This window comes from Allobosea sp., assembly GCF_030695125.1.
Classification (GTDB): Bacteria; Pseudomonadota; Alphaproteobacteria; order Rhizobiales; family Beijerinckiaceae; genus Allobosea.
Map to the genome: position 1 here is coordinate 283,666 of NZ_JAUYTP010000029.1, position 15,214 is coordinate 298,879.

Consider the following 15,214-nt stretch of genomic DNA (forward strand, 5'->3'; position numbering starts at 1 on the left):
TCATATCAGCCTGATCAAGCCGCCCACCCTTCACCCGAAGACAATGGAAACGCCTCCCATGACACGGCCCGACGCCACCGACATCCTGATGACCGGCCCTTTGATGGCCTATGCGGCCGACCAGTTGAAGGCCCGCTTCACCGTCCATGAGCTGTGGAAGGCCGACGACAAGCAAGCCCTGCTGCGGGAGGTCGCCGGCAAGGTGCGCGGCATCGCCGGCGGCGGCCATATCCGCATCGACGGCGCCCTGTTCGACGCGCTGCCCAAGCTCGAGATGATCGCGAATTTCGGCGTCGGTTACGACAATGTCGATGCCGCCGAAGCGGGCCGTCGCGGCCTCGTCGTGTCCAACACCCCCGATGTGCTGACCGACGAGGTCGCCGACCTCGCCATCGGCCTGCTGATCTCGACCGTCCGGCAGTTGCCGCAGGTCGATCGCTATCTGCGCGAGGGCAAATGGCTGACCGCGGCCTATCCGCTGACCACCTCGCTGCGCAAGCGCAAGGTCGGCATCGTCGGGCTGGGCCGCATCGGCAAGGCGGTGGCGCACCGGATCGAGGCCTTCGGCCTGCCGATCGCCTATCACGGCCGCTCGCGCCAGGCCGACGTGCCCTATCGCTACTACCCCTCGCTGGTCGAGATGGCCCAGGATGTCGACACGCTGATCTCGGTCGCGCCCGGCGGCGCCTCGACGCACCACATCATCAATGCCGAAGTGCTGAAGGCGCTGGGTCCCAACGGCATCGTCGTCAATGTCGGCCGCGGCACCGTGATCGACGAGAAGGCCCTGATCGAGGCCCTGCAGAACAAGACCATCCTCTCGGCGGGCCTCGACGTCTTCGAGGACGAGCCGCGCGTGCCGGCCGAGTTGATCGCGATCGAGCATGCCGTGCTTTTGCCCCATGTCGGCTCGGCCTCGGTCCACACCCGCGAGCAGATGGGCCAGCTGCTCGTCGACAACCTGTTCTCCTGGTTCGACGGCAAGGGCCCGCTGACGCCCGTGGCCGAGACGCCATGGACAAAGGCCTGACCCGCCACCCAGGCCCGACCCGGCCCCGAGGCCTGACCGGGGTCATGCGGCGCGGCGCGCTGGCGGCGCTGCCGCTGGTGGCGGCCGCCCTGCTGCCGGCCGCCGCTCTCCAGGCCCAGACCGCGCCGCCCCCCCGTGGCGCGGACCGGGCGCCGGAGGCGATTCGCACCATGCTCGGCGCCTGGGATCTCGACATCCCAGGCGCCTCGCGCGGTTGCACGGTCACCTTCGGCGCCGAAACAGATGCTCATGGCCGCCAGCTGCGCTTTCCCGCTACCTGCCGTCGCGCCCTGCCGCTGCTGAACACCGTGACCGGCTGGGCGCGCGCGCCCGACGGCACGGTCCAGCTGCTCGATGCGGCGGGCAAGCGCGTGATCGCCTTCGGCAACGGCTCCGCCGAGCGTGGTTTCACCGGCACCGGCACGGACGGCCGCACCTACGCCCTGTCGTCGAAGGACCATCCCCGCGCGGCGCGCCGCCCCGCACCCAGCCCTGCCGAGCAGGCTGCGACCGCAGCCCAGCAGCCGACCCCGGTGGACATGGCCCGTACGCCGGCGCCGGAAACGCTGCCCGGCCTCTATCAGATGATGCGCCAGCAAGGGCGGGAGGCCTGCCGGATCGTGCTTGCCCCGGCGACGGCGGGCCCCCAAACCTCCGCACCGGCCGCCTTGGCCGGCCCCTGCCCTGACACCGGCCTCACCATCTTCGACCCTGTCGCCTGGCGCTATGGGGCGGGCCGGCTCGCGCTGGTCGCCCGTAAGGGGCACAGCGTCGAGCTGATTTTCGAGAACGCCCAGTGGCGCAAGGACCCGGCGGTCGGGGCGCCGCTGCTGCTGCGCAAGGTCCAGCCCTGACAAGCCGCGCGGAGCCTTCCGCCCTTGGTCGCGGTTGCCGGTGCGCGCATCTGACCTTACGTTAACGTATGCTCGAGTTGGCCCACGCGTCTCTGGCGATCCGCGTCGATCGTTCCTAGATGCCCCCCCAGGCGCCCGGAGCTTGGCGCAACGGAAAAAGGGATCGCCGATGTTCAACGCCAAATCACTTCTCGATGCCCTGGTCAGCGCCGGCACCCAGGCCGGCAAACCCGGCGGTCAGGGCCAGACCGGATCTCTCGGCTCCCTCCTCGGGGGATTGGCCGAAAAGGTTCAGCAGAGCGGCGGCGTTGGCGGACTTGCGGGCATGGCCGGCCAGATCCTGACCCAGGCGACGCAAGGCGTCGGCGACGCCGCCCGCCAGACCGGCGTGCAGCAGAAAGCCGGCGAGGCGCTCGGCCAGGTCAGTGGCGGACGCTCGGCGCAGGACGTGCTGGCCCAGGCCAAGGCAATGTTCGATAAGAACCCGGCCATGGCCACCGCCGTGCTCGGCGGTCTCGGCGCGCTGGTCTTCGGCTCGTCGACCGGCCGGGCCGTGGTCGGCTCGGCGGCGAAGCTCGGCGGCATGGCCCTGATCGGCGGCCTCGCCTACAAGGCCTACCAGAACTACCAGTCCGGCAAGCCGATGCTCGATGTCGGCAGCAGCCCCGAGCTGCTTCCCGCGCCGCGCGGCACCGGCTTCGAGCCGGAGGCGGCGAGCCAGGCGAACGCGCTCGTCTTCATCCGCGCCATGATCGCCGCCGCCGCCGCCGATGGCTCGATCGACGGCGACGAACGCGCCGCCATTCTCGGCGGCCTGCGGGAGGCCGGCTTCGATCAGGAAGCGAATGAGTGGCTCGAGGCTGAAATGGCCAATCCCGCCTCGATCGACGCGTTGGTCGAGGGCGCGGAAAGCCCCGAACTCGCGGCCCAGATCTACACGGCGGCCCGCATCGCGATCAATCCGGACACGGCCAGGGAAAAGGACTTCCTCGCCGGGCTCTCGGCCTCGCTGGGTCTCGATGCCGAACTCGTCGCCAATATCGACGTCGCCGCCAGCGCCGCGAAAGTCTGATCGCGCCGCGGTTTTCGGCGTCCTCTCGTCCCGTCGCGCCCTCGCCATCCGGCGAGGGCAGCATCAGGCTGTGCCGCATCGTGCGTCGCAGCCGCCCCGGCGCCATCGCGGCCGGTCGTCAGCCCGGCGTTAAGCATCGCAGCGAAATGGCTGCACGCAGGGGTCTGCATCCATCGAGATTTAGGATTTATCGGCGAGTAAGGCAGGAGCCATCACGGCCCACTGCCGCAACACCCTCGCCCGGACCCGTCATCGGCTCCCGGACGCTGTCGCGGCTCACGGAGAGAAGAGACCGGCACATGTCTTTGACGGCGATGCTCAGAGCGATGCGACCGCATCACTGGCTCAAGAACGGGCTCGTCTTCGTTCCGATCCTGCTCAATCACGATGTCTTCGACATCGCCGCGCTGAGCCATGGCGCCATCGCCTTCGTCGCCTTCAGCCTGATGGCCTCGGCGATCTACCTGCTCAACGACATCATCGATGTCGAGGCCGATCGGCGTCACCCGACCAAATGCAAGCGCCCGCTGGCCGCCGGGGAGATCACCGAGCGCCAGGCCTACGCGGCGGTGCCGCTGTTGCTGGCGGCATCCTTCGCGCTGTCCTGGCTGCTGCCGCAGCCGAGGCTCTTCCTGATGGCGCTGGGTGCCTATCTGGTGCTGGCCCTGGCCTATCTCTTTGTTCTCAAGCGCAAGCTGCTCGTCGACGTGCTGGGGCTCGCCGCCCTGCACACGCTGCGCATCCTGGCCGGCAACGCCGCGGGCTCGATCCCGCTGTCGTCCTGGCTGCTCGCCTTCTCGATGTTCCTGTTCCTCAGCCTGGCGCTGGTGAAGCGCTATGCCGAGCTGCGGATCACGCAGGACCAGTCCGGCCTCAAGAAAGCCGGACGCGGCTACCAGGCCGAGGATATCGAGGCGCTCTCGCAGCTCGGCATGGCGTCGGGCTGCACCTGCGCGCTGATCATGGCGCTCTATGTCGACAGCGACGCCGTCAGGGAACGCTACACCCATCCCGAGGTCATCTGGCTGCTTTGCCCGATCATCCTCTACCAGATGGCCCGGATCTGGTTCCTGGCGCGGCGCGGGCAGATGCCGGACGATCCGCTGGTCTTTATGATCCGCGACTGGCGCAGCCAGGTCACCGGTGCGGCGGTGGTGGTCATCATGATCGCCGCGACGCTGCTGCCGTGACCCTGCCCTTGCCCGAGATCGGATCCTGGGGTGGCCTGCGGGCCCATGACACCACGACACTCGCGCCCGAGGCCTGGCTCGTCGACCCGGCTCCGCAGCGGGGGCCGGTCCTGGCCTATGGCAATGGTCGCTCCTACGGCGATTCCTGCCTGAACGATGGCGGGCGGCTGATCATCGCGCGCAGCCTCGACCGCGTGCTCGCCTTCGACCGGGAGAGCGGGCTCGTCACCTGCGAGGCGGGCGTCCTGCTCGACGATCTCCTCAACCTCGTCGTCCCCACCGGCTGGTTTCCGCCGGTCACCCCCGGCACCTGCTTCGTCACCATCGCCGGCGCGCTCGCCAATGACGTCCATGGCAAGAACCACCACCGCGCCGGCACCTTCGGCCGCCATGTCCGGGCGCTCGAGCTGGTCCGCTCCGACGGGCAGCGGCTGACCTGCGCGCCCGACATCAACCCGGCGCTCTTTGCCGCAACCATCGGCGGCATGGGCCTGACCGGCCTGATCACGCAGGTCACGCTGCAGCTCATGCCGGTGGCGTCGGCCGAGATGATGCAGGAAACCATCCATTTCGGCGGGCTCGACGCATTCTTCGCCATCGCCGCCGCCTCCGATGCGACGCATGACTACACCGTCGCCTGGATCGACGCGCTCGCCGGCGGCCGCAATTTCGGGCGTGGCGTCTTCTTCCGCGCCAACCATGCCCCCGCCTCGGGCGAGCCGCCGCGCCAGCCGGGGCGCCGGCTGCCTTTCCCGATCAAGCCGCCCTTCCCGCTGATCAACGGCCTGACGCTGCGCGCCTTCAACCTGCTGTACCGGACGGCGCAACCGCGCTCACCCGCCCCGCGCCGCATTCCCTATCGTCCGTTCTTCTATCCGCTCGACCGGGTCGCCGACTGGAACCGCGCCTATGGACCGGGGGGGTTGCGCCAGTTCCAGTGCGCGATTCCGATGCCGGCGGCACGGCAGACGGTGGAAACCATGCTGCGCCGGACGCTGGCGGCAGGGGAGGCATCCTTCCTCACGGTCCTCAAGCTGTTCGGAGACATGCCCTCGCCCGGCATGATGTCGTTCCCGATCGCCGGCGCGACGCTGACGCTCGACTTCCCCCATCGCGGCGCGCGCACGGAAAAGCTCCTCACCGAGCTCGATGCGATGGCCATGGCCGTCGGCGGCCGCGTCAACCCCTACAAGGACGCGCGCATGTCGCCCGCGACCTTCGAGGCCTCCTTTCCGCACTGGCGCGACTTCGCCGCGCATGTCGATCCGGGCTTTTCCTCGAGCTTCTGGCGGCGCGTGACGGCAGGCTGAATCGGCGTCGCCCGAATGCCGCGCGACGCGCCTCAAAAAATCCTCCGCCTCCTTTGAACCGCCTCGTCCCTCGCCGCGACCAACGGTCATGGAGAGCGAATGGTTCGCTCCCGACAGACTTCAGGGAGATCGAGCCGATGACCCGCTTCAAGACCTTCGCGACCGCCACCCTTGCCGCTCTCACCCTCGCCACCACGCTCGCGGCCACTTCTGCCGAAGCCCGCCCGCGCCACTGGGGCTATGGCCGTGGCCCGGCCATCGGGGCCGGCATCGTGGGGGCGCTCGCCGCCGGGGCCCTCGTGGCCGCTGCCACCCGCCCCGCTTACGGCGGCTACTATGCCCGCGGCCCCGTCCGCCAGTGCGACCTGGTCGAGCGCATCAACCGCTATGGCGAGGTCGTCGGCTACCGCCGGGTCTGCGGCTACTACTGAGCGGCTCTCCGGGGCCAGGAACCCCGGCAGGACCCGCTGATAGTCGCCTCCCCCGTTCGAGACCTCCCGATACGACTTGGGCTCCCCGGTTTCCCGGAGAGCCCTTTTTCGGTGGCTCCGTGGCGAGTTGCCGGTGCGTCAGGCGACGCGGGCGAGCTCCGCCTTGGCGTCGTTGATCGCCTGCTCGCGCGCCTCGGGGCCGTAGCCCAGTTTTTCGGCGCGCACGAAGGTGACGTCGCTGATTCCGATGAAGCCCAGCATCGTGCGCAGATGCGGCTCCTGCGAATCCAGCGCCTGGGTCGGACCGGAGCTGTAGATGCCGCCGCGGCTCTCGACGACGATGGCGCGCTTGCCCTCGAGCAGGCCGACCGGGCCCTTCTCGCCGTATTTGAAGGTCACGCCGGCCCGCAGCACATGGTCGAACCAGGCCTTGAGCGTCGAGGGGATGCCGAAATTATACATCGGCGCGCCGATGATCACGGTGTCGGCCGCCTTCAGCTCGGCGACGAGCGAATCCGACAGGGCCTTCGCCGCGCGCTGCGCCTCGTTGGCGGGCTCGGCGCCACGGATCGCGGCGGTGGAATCGGTGGTCAGATGCGGCACGGGGTTGGCGCCGAGATCGCGCTCCACCACGACCAGCGCGGGATCGGCCGTGCGCAGGCGGGCGACCGTCTCGTCGATGAGCTGCTTCGAGACCGAAGCCGCACCGGCGGCGCTGCTGTTGATGACGAGAAGATGGGACATGGTGCTTGATCCTGAAACCGGGAACGGGTTCGATGCCGCTGATGTAGCGGCGCGCGTCCAGCAACGGAATGCGCAAGCCAAGCACCAAACTGTTGCATCCATGGGAACACCGTCATGTCCGAGCTGGACGACATCCGCAGCTTCGTCGCCGTGGTCGAGAGCGGCGGCTTCGGGCGGGCCGGGCATCGGCTCGGCCTGTCCAAGTCGATCATCAGCCGTCGCGTCGCGCGGCTGGAGGCCGAACTCGGCACGCGCCTGCTCAGCCGCACCACGCGCGGCATCGCCGCCACCGAGGCCGGCCTCGAATTCAAGGCGCGCGGCGAGCGCATCCTGGCGGATCTGGCCGAGGCCCGCGACGCCGTCGCCCAGCAGGCGGGCGGGGTCGTCGGGCGGCTGCGCCTGTCGATGCCCCTGACCTTCGGCAACCGGCATGTCGCGCCGATCCTCGGCGAACTCGCAAGGCGCCATCCCGGCCTCGAACTCGATGTCGAGGCCAGCGACCGCTATGTTGACCTGATCGGCGAGCGCTTCGACGCCGCCATCCGCATCGGCACGCTGAAGGATTCGAGCCTGATCGCCCGCAGGATCGCGCCGATCCATGGCATCATCCTCGCCAGCCCGGCCTATCTCGCGGCACGGGGGCGGCCCGCGACCCCGGTCGATCTCGCCGGCCATGACTGCCTGCTCTACACCGGCACCAGCAATCCCGACTGGACCTTCCGGGTCGGCCGGCGCCGCGTCTCGGTTCGCCCGGCCGGGCGCCTGCGCTCCGACAGCGGCGAGACGCTGCTGGACTGGGCCAAGGCGGGGCTCGGCATCGTGCAGTTGCCAACCTTCATCGCCAGCGACGCCATTCGCGACGGCGCGCTGGAGCCGCTGCTCTGGGACTTCCCGCTGCAGGAACACGCGCTCTTCGTCGTGAGACCACCGGGAGCCTATGTGCCGGGCAAGGTCCGCGTGCTGATCGACCTGCTGGTCGAGCGTTTCGGCGGCGCGCCCTATTGGGACCCCTGCCAGGCGGCGGCGCGCGAGCGCGGCGTCACGCTGGGGTTCAAGCCGGGTTTCGAGGCCGAGGAAGAGGATCATCAGCCGGCGTGATCGGGCTCATCACCCGATTTCGCGTGGCTTTGCGCAGCCGCCCCGGCACTCTGCGGCCTGCCCGGACGGAGACCGCCGATGCTGCTCGTGGGAATGCTCGATAGCCCCTATGTCCGCCGCGCCGCGGTCACGGGCACCCTGCTGGGGGTGGAATTCGAGCACCGCTCGGTCTCGGTCTTCCGGCACATGGACGAATTTCGGGCGATCAACCCGCTGATCAAGGCGCCGAGCCTTGTGACGGACGACGGCACGGTGATCAGCGAATCCCTGCTCATCATCCAGCATTTCGAGGATCTCGCCGGCCGCTCGCTGCGCCCGGTCGAGGCCAGCGCGCGGATACGGGACCTGTCGCTGACCGGCATCGGCATCGTCGCGGCCGACAAGGCGGTCGCGATCGAATACGAGCGCAAGAGGCCAGAAGGCCAGCGCCATGCGCCCTGGCAGGAACGGATCGTGGCCCAGCTCCACACTGCACTCGACCTGCTCGATGAAGCAGCCCTGGGCGGCCAAATCGCGGCCGGTCCCGAATTGCTGCCCAGCGACATCGCTGCCACGATCGCCTGGGGCTTCTGCCGCTTCGTGATCCCCGACTTCGCCCCCGCCGAGCGCTGGCCGGCCCTGGCGGAACAGGCGCGCACCTGCGAGGCGCTCGACGTCTTCAAGCACTGGCCGATCGACCGGGAATAGCGGTCCAGAACGCCGACATCGGCCGTTTCGCGTTCACCATGCCGAAAATTGCCGCAGTTCCGGCACCCGGCCCCTCTTGCAATCGGGCGCTGAAGACGCGATTTCCGGGGTGAGTTAGGGAAGAATCGCCTCCTGGTCGGTCCCGCGCACCCAGCGCTGACAGCAGGAGATGACAATTGGCTCGTTCCAAAAAAGCCGGCGCAACGTCCGGCCACGGTGAAGTCCGCCGGCTCTGGCCCGCGGAACGCGACCTCTTCAAGGCGCATCTGCTGAGACTCGACGACATCACCCGTCGCGAGCGCTTCGGCACGGCCGTCAATGACGGCTTCCTCGAAAACTACGCCGTCACCACCTTCGGCGTCGGCGGGCTGGTCTATGCCTATATCGAGGATGGCGCGGTGCGCGGCGCCGCCGAATTGCGCGGACTGGAGGACATCGTCGCGCAAACCGGCGAAGCCGCCTTCAGCGTCGAGAGCGGCTGGCGCCGGCGCGGCATCGGCGGAACGCTGTTTGGCCGGCTGATCACGGCCGCCCGCAACCGCGGCATCCGTACGCTCTACATGACCTGCCTGCCCGAGAACGCGGCGATGCGTCGGCTCGCGCGCAAATACGAGGCTGATCTCGCCGGCGGTTATGCCGATGTCGAGGGCGTGATCGCCACCGGCGGCCCGACACCCTTCACGATCCTGGACGAAGCCTTCGACACGGCGCGGGGCTTTGCGGCGCTGGCGCTGTCGCTGCAGCGGCGCTTCTGGCGGCCGGCATTCTTCGGGCGCTCGATGGGTGCGTGAGCCGCTGGCGGCTTACCGGCTGAGCGAGAGCGCCGCGCCCGATTTCGTCACGGCGCCGTCCATCGCGCCCCCGCCGCTGGTGCGCAACCGGGCCACGACCGTGCCGCCCTGCTGATAGAGATAGACCTCGCCATCGCGATAATCCCAGGCGGTGACCCGCTGCAGATCGCGGTTGGAGCAGCCCGAGGCGTTGGCGCGGTAGAGGTCGAGCGCCGGCGCACTCGACAATTGCACGCGGCAGGAACTCCCCGTCGCCTCCTTGGCGGTCCAGTTGCCGATCACACCATCGCGGGACGACACTGCGGGCCGCGCCGGGCTCGACCCGGCGCCGAGCGTCGCGATCTGGCCGCTACCGCCCCGCAAGGTCGGCACTTCGGTCGGCTGCGGCGCGGCTGGCGGCGGCGTCTCCTGCGGCATGCCGGGGGCGGGGTTGTAATAGGGATCCTGCGGCGCGGGCAGCGCGCCGGGCTGGGCCGACGCCACCGGATAGCCCCCCGGCGGCGGCAGCGGCTCGGACGTCACCGGGGCGGAGGTGATCGGCGGCGAGGACGGCAGGCCCGGCTGGCCGAAGGCTTGCGGCGCGGGGCCGCCGAAACGCTGGGAGCCGGCGCAGGCGGTCAGCGCCAGCAGCGGCAGCAGGCCGATGGCTTTCAGGGTCATGGCCATGGTCGCGGTCTTCTTGGTCATGAGGCGTCGGTTCCGATCGATCATGCGGTGCAGGCCTGCCGCTTGCGGCGCGGGAAGCAGGCGAATCTAACGTATTTCGCTGAACGTGACATGAGCATCTCTGTGCCGCGCGTCCAGTGGCCTTACGGCGTCGGTTGCGAACCCGCCGCGATCGATCTGGTTCCCGGCCGCGCCACGGCGCATAATCGGCCGCCAGACAGGAGAAGCTGCAGCCGATGCCGCCCGCCCCGAACCCCGCCCCCCCCCGCCCGACCCTGACCGCGCTCGCGCCGGCCTCGATCGCCAAGCCCTTCGCGCGCTACAGCCACGGCGTCGAAGTGCCGGCCGGACACCGGCTGGTCGCCTGCTCGGGTCAGCTGGGGATCGCGGCCGATGGCGCGATCCCCGAGGATGCGCGGGCGCAGGCCGATCTCTGTTTCGCCAACATCGCCGCGATCCTGGCCGAGGCCGGCATGACGCTGGCCGATATCGTCCGCATCAACGCCTATGTCACCGACCGCGCTTATATGAAGGGCTACATGGAATCGCGTGACGCCCATGTCGGCACGCCCCCGCCCGCCTCGACGCTGATGATCGTCTCGGGCTTTACCCTGCCGGCCTTCAAGGTCGAGATCGAGATCCTCGCGGCAGCGGTTTAACCCCAACCTCGATGGTCAGCCCTTGCGGACCATTAGCACGGCGGCGAGAATCGCGATGCCGCCGAAAGCCTGCGCCGGCGAGGGCTGTTCGCCGAAGATCGCCCAGGCGGCGAGCACCGAGACGAGCGCCGGCCAGACCATGACGAGCGAGGCCGCGCTGGCGCCGTACTGGCCGAGCGACAGGGTGATCAGGCCCTGGCCCAGCGCGTGGGAGACGAGGCCGAGCGCGATCACCGCGAGCCAGCCCTGCAGGCTCGAAGGCAGGATCGTCTCGCCCAGCGCCAGCGCAGCGACCAGACAGAAGACCGCGCAGATCGCGCTGGAAATCAGGCTGATGCGGCCCGCCTCGGCCCTGTCCCGGGCGCGGCGGACGGCCATGATGTAGGCGGCATAGGACAGCGCGGCGCCGACGGCCAGGCTGTCCCCGAACAGGCTGCCGGGCACGGCCGCCGCCGAGCCGGCCAGTTTCGGCAGGACCAGCATCAGCGCGCCGCCGATCGCGAGCGCCAGCGCGCCGAGGATGCGCCGGCTCGGCCGCTCGGCGAACAGAAGCCAGCCGCCCAGCACCACCGCCACCGGCGAGAGATTGCCGAGCAGCGAGGCGTTGGCGATCGTCGTGAAGCCGAGCGCGGCATTGTAGAGAACGACATCGACGCCGAAGGCGAGGCCCGCCAGCACGATCGGCAGCCATGCGCCGGCGGCCGCGCTCGGGCGACCCGGCCGCCGCCGCTCCAGCGCCATCCACAGGGCGAGCACCGGCAGGGCGAAGATCATCCGCCAGAACCCGGCTGCCGCCGGCCCGACATCGGCGAAGCGCACGAACACGCCCGAGAAGCCGATGCAGGTCGCGCCCGTGAGCAGCGCGAGGAACATCGCGAGCGCTGGCGCGGTCGGGGCTGGCAGGGCGGTCGCGGGGGCGGACATGGATGGGACCTGATGTGACCGTTGCGAGCCCTCATCCTGAGGAGGCCGCCCTTGCGGCCGTCTCGAAGGATGGTCCAGGAGGCTCCGAAGATTACTGGAGCATCCTTCGAGACGCGGCCTTTCGGCCGCTCCTCAGGATGAGGGCTGAGGATGGTGCGTGACCAGGATCGCTCTACCCCGTTCCCATCCATCGGAAAAACGGATTATTCTGATTTAACCATTCTTGAATCCGATCGACGGAGACCCTGCCATGTCCGTGCATTTCGATCTGGCGGCGCTCGACATGCTGGTGGCGGTGGTCGAGAGCGGCGGCTTCACGGCGGCCGGCGCGCGGCTCGGCCGCACGCAATCGGCGATCTCCGTCCGCATCCAGGATCTCGAAAACCAGCTCGGCCACCGGCTGCTCGAGCGTTCGCGCCGCGGCGTGGTCCCGACGCCGGCCGGCGAGCGGCTGCTCGCCCATGCACGGCGCCTGCTCGCGATCCAGCGCGAGGCGCTCGACGATCTCGGCGGCAGCGGCACCTCCGGGCGCCTGCGGATCGGCATTCCCGACGACTATGTCGACGCCTTCCTGCGGCCGCTGATCGCGCGCTTCGCCGCCGAGCATCCCCGGGTCGAGCTGGAGCTCCATTGCGACCTGTCGAAGCGAATCGAGCCCGCCGTCATGGCCGGCGAATTCGATCTCGCGGTGGTGACGCAGGACCCCAGGCGCCCGGTCGGCGAGGTCGTCAGGCGCGAGCCGGTCGTCTGGATCGCGGCGCGCGGCCACCGGCCGGAATTGCAGGAGCCCCTGCCGCTGGCGCTGTTCTCGGAGGGGTGCCGCGTGCGTCCGCGCCTGCTGGCGGCGCTGGCGGAGGCCGGGACCGACCATCGCCTCGTCTTTTCCTGCTCGCACACCTCGGGCATGCTGTCGGCGGTCGAGGCCGGATTCTGCGTCACCGCCGTCACCGAGAGCGCCGTGCCGCCGACGGCGCGACGGCTGGGCCCGGCGGAGGGGCTGCCGGCGCTGTTCGAGCTCTCGGTCGGGCTGATCATGGGCCCGCAGCCCGGGCTGGCGGCGCGCCGCTTCGCCGATGCGCTGCGCGAGGAGATGGCGGCGCCGCGGCTGGCGGCGTGAGGCGCGCCCGTCATTCTCGGGCGGAGCGGAGCGCAGACCCGAGAATCTCCGGCCCGAGATGCGCGGGTCTGCGCCCGAGCATGACGCGCCGCATTGCCCTTTGCCCCCGCGATCACTACTGAGAGCCCATGAAATTCCTCGACCAGGCCAAGATCTATGTGAAGGCGGGAGACGGCGGCGCCGGCTGCGTCTCCTTCCGCCGTGAAAAATTCATCGAGTTCGGCGGGCCCAATGGCGGCGACGGCGGGCGCGGCGGCGATGTCATCATCGAATGCGTGCAGGGCCTGAACACCCTGATCGATTTCCGCTTCCAGCAGCATTTCAAGGCCAAGATCGGCGGCCACGGCATGGGCGCCGACCGGCACGGCGCCAATGGCGAGACCAAGATCCTAAAGGTCCCGCCGGGCACGCAGATCTTCGACGAGGACGGCGAGACACTGGTCGCCGATTTGACCGAGCCCGGCCAGCGCTTCGTCCTGTGCAAGGGCGGCAATGGCGGCTTCGGCAACGCCTATTTCAAGACGGCGACCAACCAGGCGCCGCGCCATGCCAATCCCGGGCTGGTCGGCGAGGAACGCTGGGTCTGGCTGCGGCTGAAGCTGATTGCGGATGCCGGGCTGATCGGCCTGCCCAACGCCGGAAAATCGACCTTCCTGGCGACCGTCACCGCCGCCAAGCCCAAGATCGCCGACTATCCCTTCACGACCCTGCATCCGGGGCTCGGCGTGGTGCGGGTCGACGGGCGCGAGATGGTGCTGGCCGACATTCCCGGCCTGATCGAGGGCGCCCATGAGGGCCATGGCCTCGGCGACCGCTTCCTCGGCCATGTCGAGCGCTGCCGCGTGCTGCTGCATCTGGTCGAGGGTACCAGCGAGCACGCTGGCAAGGCCTATAAGACCGTCCGCAACGAGCTCGCGCTCTACGGCGAGGGGCTCGCAGAGAAGCCCGAGATCGTGGCGCTGTCGAAGGTCGATGCGCTCTCGCCGGAGCTGCTGAAGGAGCAGATCGCGCGGCTCAAGCGCGCCGCCAAGCGCATGCCGATCGTCCTGTCGTCGGCGTCGGGCGAAGGCGTCGAGGCAGCCTTGCGCGCCCTCTTCACCTATGTCGAGGAGGCCCGCAAGGACGAGGCGCGCCAGAACGCGCCGGCCGAGGACATCGGCTGGCGGCCCTGAGGACCGCCAGCCCGACGCCTGTCAGCGCGTGGCGCGACGGGTCGTGCGCACGACGGTCGGCGCGCTGACCGCCCCGACCGCGCCACCGACGACGGCGCCGACAGGGCCCGCGACGAGCGCGCCCGTTCCGGCGCCGGCGGCCGCGCCGCCGATGCGTTGATCGGTGGTGTTGCCGCAGGCGCCGAGCGCGAAGGTGCAGGCGGCCAGCAGGCCCAGGGTCGAGAGCTTCATGGTTTTGAACGGTCCAGCGTGAGAATGGGTTGAGAACGGGCGGCCGGGTCGATGGTTCCGTCGGGCACCCCACCGGCCGCGTGATCGACGCGCGGAGTCGCGAATTTCATACCGCCGCGCGACCATTGGCCTTGCGATCTCCGCAGAAATCCGTATACAGCCGGCATCGCATCAGCCGCAGCATTCGCGTGGTCGATGAGGGCCGGTCGCCCGGTTCGCGTCGTCGCTTGGTATTGGGCTGGTTTCGTTCGGCACGCTTTCGTTTTTGACCGGTTCGCCCCGTCGGGGCGGATCGATGGAGTTGAGACCATGAAGATCCGCAATTCGCTGAAGTCGCTCCGCGCCCGCCATCGCGACAACCAGCTCGTGCGCCGCAAGGGCCGCGTCTACATCATCAACAAGGTCCAGAAGCGCTTCAAGGCGCGCCAAGGCTGAGGCTGCGGCGGCCTTTCGGCCGCCAGCTTCGTCTTGTGGACGGCAATCAGCGGGGCGCCCTGGGGCGCACCCGCCTTTTTGTTATGGGCCTCTCGCCGAGACGTGATCCCCCGGTGAATTGACGCCTGCGTGCGGCCGGCTAGAGTTGCGCCATGATGATCGCACGCCCGTTGTCCGCAGCGCTTCTGCTGGCGGCTCTCCTTCCCGCTGGTCCGGCGCAGGCGCAGAGCGCGCCGCCGCAGCGCCCCGGCGCCGTGGCGCCCGCTGACAAGGACGACACCCCGGCCGCGACGCCTGGCACCATGCGCGGGCCTGCCGCGACCCTGGAGAAGCTGTTCGAGCGACTGGCCGCCGCCAAGACGCCGGAAGAGGCGAAGGGCGTCGCCAATCTGATCCAGCGTCGCTGGGCGCGCTCGAATTCCCCCACAGCCGACCTGCTGATGACACGCGCCCAGACGGCGATGAAGGGCAAGCAGCTCGATCTCGCCATCGAATTGCTCGACCGCGTGATCAGCCTGGAGCCGGACTGGGCGGAAGCCTGGAACCAGCGCGCCAATGCGCTGTTCCTCGCCGGCGACCCGATCCGCTCGATGCTCGACATCGGCGAGGCGCTGAAGCGCGAGCCGCGCCATTACGGGGCGATGATGGGGCTCGGCACCATCCTGCGCCAGCAGGGCGACGACAAGCGCGCCATGGTCGCCTATCGCCGGGCGCTCGAGGTCTATCCGCAACTGGAGGCCGTCAGGAGCGCGGTCGATTCGCTCAAGATCGAGGTCGACGGCCGCGACGCGTGACGGCGTCGC

18 protein-coding genes are annotated in these 15,214 nt (G+C 69.6%); 14 read left to right on the plus strand and 4 right to left on the minus strand.

The genetic code is table 11. The features are described 5' to 3' along the window. Positions 1-58: 58 nt before the first annotated feature. From Q8S38_RS09765 to Q8S38_RS09790, 6 genes are all read left to right on the plus strand, one after another. Complete coding sequence (locus Q8S38_RS09765; protein WP_305680223.1) at positions 59-1,030, plus strand: 2-hydroxyacid dehydrogenase; 972 nt, start codon at positions 59-61, stop codon at positions 1,028-1,030. Next, positions 1,015-1,884: an AprI/Inh family metalloprotease inhibitor gene (locus Q8S38_RS09770; RefSeq protein WP_305680224.1), complete on the plus strand. Its 870-nt coding sequence runs from the start codon at positions 1,015-1,017 to the stop codon at positions 1,882-1,884. The genes Q8S38_RS09765 and Q8S38_RS09770 overlap by 16 nt, the downstream gene beginning before the upstream one ends. A gap of 169 nt (positions 1,885-2,053) precedes the next feature. Beyond that, entirely contained in the window at positions 2,054-2,956 is a 903-nt protein-coding gene (locus tag Q8S38_RS09775; RefSeq protein ID WP_305680225.1) for a tellurite resistance TerB family protein, read from the plus strand. Positions 2,957-3,255: 299 nt separating this feature from the next. Next, the gene (locus Q8S38_RS09780) at positions 3,256-4,146 is read left to right on the plus strand and encodes a UbiA family prenyltransferase (protein WP_305680226.1); all 891 of its coding nucleotides are present in this window, start codon (positions 3,256-3,258) and stop codon (positions 4,144-4,146) included. Beyond that, a complete protein-coding gene (locus tag Q8S38_RS09785; RefSeq protein WP_305680227.1) occupies positions 4,143-5,456 on the plus strand; it encodes an FAD-binding oxidoreductase in 1,314 nt (437 codons plus the stop codon). Before Q8S38_RS09780 ends, Q8S38_RS09785 begins: the two co-directional genes overlap by 4 nt. Positions 5,457-5,593: 137 nt before the next feature. Further along, complete coding sequence (locus Q8S38_RS09790) at positions 5,594-5,887, plus strand: hypothetical protein (protein WP_305680228.1); 294 nt, start codon at positions 5,594-5,596, stop codon at positions 5,885-5,887. A 138-nt stretch (positions 5,888-6,025) separates the two neighbouring features. Here the strand turns inward: Q8S38_RS09790 and Q8S38_RS09795 are convergent, their stop codons facing one another. After that, positions 6,026-6,631 (minus strand): FMN-dependent NADH-azoreductase, encoded by a 606-nt coding sequence (locus Q8S38_RS09795; protein WP_305680229.1) that lies wholly within the window; start codon positions 6,629-6,631, stop codon positions 6,026-6,028. Positions 6,632-6,745: 114 nt separating this feature from the next. Between Q8S38_RS09795 and Q8S38_RS09800 the strand changes: the two genes are divergently transcribed. The 3 genes from Q8S38_RS09800 to Q8S38_RS09810 all read left to right on the plus strand — a co-directional run bounded on the left by Q8S38_RS09800 (position 6,746) and on the right by Q8S38_RS09810 (position 9,207). After that, on the plus strand, positions 6,746-7,729 hold the full coding sequence (locus Q8S38_RS09800; protein WP_305680230.1) for a LysR family transcriptional regulator: 984 nt from the start codon (positions 6,746-6,748) through the stop codon (positions 7,727-7,729). 78 nt (positions 7,730-7,807) lie between these two features. Next, positions 7,808-8,416 (plus strand): glutathione S-transferase family protein, encoded by a 609-nt coding sequence (locus Q8S38_RS09805; protein ID WP_305680231.1) that lies wholly within the window; start codon positions 7,808-7,810, stop codon positions 8,414-8,416. Between the two features lie 176 nt (positions 8,417-8,592). Further along, positions 8,593-9,207, plus strand: coding sequence for a GNAT family N-acetyltransferase (locus Q8S38_RS09810; protein WP_305680232.1), 615 nt, complete (start codon positions 8,593-8,595; stop codon positions 9,205-9,207). 12 nt (positions 9,208-9,219) lie between these two features. Here the strand turns inward: Q8S38_RS09810 and Q8S38_RS09815 are convergent, their stop codons facing one another. Next, positions 9,220-9,894 (minus strand): AprI/Inh family metalloprotease inhibitor, encoded by a 675-nt coding sequence (locus tag Q8S38_RS09815; protein WP_305680233.1) that lies wholly within the window; start codon positions 9,892-9,894, stop codon positions 9,220-9,222. A 215-nt stretch (positions 9,895-10,109) separates the two neighbouring features. Between Q8S38_RS09815 and Q8S38_RS09820 the strand changes: the two genes are divergently transcribed. Beyond that, positions 10,110-10,532, plus strand: coding sequence for a RidA family protein (locus Q8S38_RS09820; protein WP_305680234.1), 423 nt, complete (start codon positions 10,110-10,112; stop codon positions 10,530-10,532). 15 nt (positions 10,533-10,547) lie between these two features. Here Q8S38_RS09820 and Q8S38_RS09825 read toward each other — a convergent pair whose 3' ends face one another. After that, positions 10,548-11,456, minus strand: coding sequence for a DMT family transporter (locus tag Q8S38_RS09825; protein ID WP_305680235.1), 909 nt, complete (start codon positions 11,454-11,456; stop codon positions 10,548-10,550). 250 nt (positions 11,457-11,706) lie between these two features. Between Q8S38_RS09825 and Q8S38_RS09830 the strand changes: the two genes are divergently transcribed. Next, a complete protein-coding gene (locus tag Q8S38_RS09830; protein ID WP_305680236.1) occupies positions 11,707-12,573 on the plus strand; it encodes a LysR family transcriptional regulator in 867 nt (288 codons plus the stop codon). 128 nt (positions 12,574-12,701) lie between these two features. Then, positions 12,702-13,745 (plus strand): GTPase ObgE, encoded by a 1,044-nt coding sequence (gene obgE, locus Q8S38_RS09835; protein ID WP_305680237.1) that lies wholly within the window; start codon positions 12,702-12,704, stop codon positions 13,743-13,745. Between the two features lie 21 nt (positions 13,746-13,766). On the opposite strand, the gene Q8S38_RS09840 is transcribed toward obgE, so the two are convergent. Continuing rightward, positions 13,767-13,976, minus strand: coding sequence for a hypothetical protein (locus Q8S38_RS09840; RefSeq protein ID WP_305680238.1), 210 nt, complete (start codon positions 13,974-13,976; stop codon positions 13,767-13,769). Positions 13,977-14,285: 309 nt separating this feature from the next. Between Q8S38_RS09840 and ykgO the strand changes: the two genes are divergently transcribed. Both ykgO and Q8S38_RS09850 read left to right on the plus strand, forming a co-directional pair. Next, positions 14,286-14,411, plus strand: coding sequence for a type B 50S ribosomal protein L36 (gene ykgO, locus Q8S38_RS09845; RefSeq protein ID WP_038363015.1), 126 nt, complete (start codon positions 14,286-14,288; stop codon positions 14,409-14,411). A gap of 152 nt (positions 14,412-14,563) precedes the next feature. Beyond that, positions 14,564-15,205, plus strand: coding sequence for a tetratricopeptide repeat protein (locus Q8S38_RS09850; protein ID WP_305680239.1), 642 nt, complete (start codon positions 14,564-14,566; stop codon positions 15,203-15,205). Positions 15,206-15,214: the final 9 nt, after the last annotated feature.

Bases quoted from the DNA above. Each gene is read 5' to 3' on its own strand.
- ykgO (WP_038363015.1), top strand. From the start codon at position 14,286: ATGAAGATCCGCAATTCGCTGAAGTCGCTCCGCGCCCGCCATCGCGAC.
- Q8S38_RS09795 (WP_305680229.1), bottom strand. From the start codon at position 6,631: ATGTCCCATCTTCTCGTCATCAACAGCAGCGCCGCCGGTGCGGCTTCG.
- Q8S38_RS09820 (WP_305680234.1), top strand. From the start codon at position 10,110: ATGCCGCCCGCCCCGAACCCCGCCCCCCCCCGCCCGACCCTGACCGCG.
- Q8S38_RS09815 (WP_305680233.1), bottom strand. From the start codon at position 9,894: ATGACCAAGAAGACCGCGACCATGGCCATGACCCTGAAAGCCATCGGC.
- Q8S38_RS09765 (WP_305680223.1), top strand. From the start codon at position 59: ATGACACGGCCCGACGCCACCGACATCCTGATGACCGGCCCTTTGATG.
- Q8S38_RS09780 (WP_305680226.1), top strand. From the start codon at position 3,256: ATGTCTTTGACGGCGATGCTCAGAGCGATGCGACCGCATCACTGGCTC.
- Q8S38_RS09825 (WP_305680235.1), bottom strand. From the start codon at position 11,456: ATGTCCGCCCCCGCGACCGCCCTGCCAGCCCCGACCGCGCCAGCGCTC.
- obgE (WP_305680237.1), top strand. From the start codon at position 12,702: ATGAAATTCCTCGACCAGGCCAAGATCTATGTGAAGGCGGGAGACGGC.
- Q8S38_RS09830 (WP_305680236.1), top strand. From the start codon at position 11,707: ATGTCCGTGCATTTCGATCTGGCGGCGCTCGACATGCTGGTGGCGGTG.
- Q8S38_RS09840 (WP_305680238.1), bottom strand. From the start codon at position 13,976: ATGAAGCTCTCGACCCTGGGCCTGCTGGCCGCCTGCACCTTCGCGCTC.
- Q8S38_RS09790 (WP_305680228.1), top strand. From the start codon at position 5,594: ATGACCCGCTTCAAGACCTTCGCGACCGCCACCCTTGCCGCTCTCACC.
- Q8S38_RS09805 (WP_305680231.1), top strand. From the start codon at position 7,808: ATGCTGCTCGTGGGAATGCTCGATAGCCCCTATGTCCGCCGCGCCGCG.
- Q8S38_RS09850 (WP_305680239.1), top strand. From the start codon at position 14,564: ATGATGATCGCACGCCCGTTGTCCGCAGCGCTTCTGCTGGCGGCTCTC.
- Q8S38_RS09800 (WP_305680230.1), top strand. From the start codon at position 6,746: ATGTCCGAGCTGGACGACATCCGCAGCTTCGTCGCCGTGGTCGAGAGC.
- Q8S38_RS09775 (WP_305680225.1), top strand. From the start codon at position 2,054: ATGTTCAACGCCAAATCACTTCTCGATGCCCTGGTCAGCGCCGGCACC.
- Q8S38_RS09770 (WP_305680224.1), top strand. From the start codon at position 1,015: ATGGACAAAGGCCTGACCCGCCACCCAGGCCCGACCCGGCCCCGAGGC.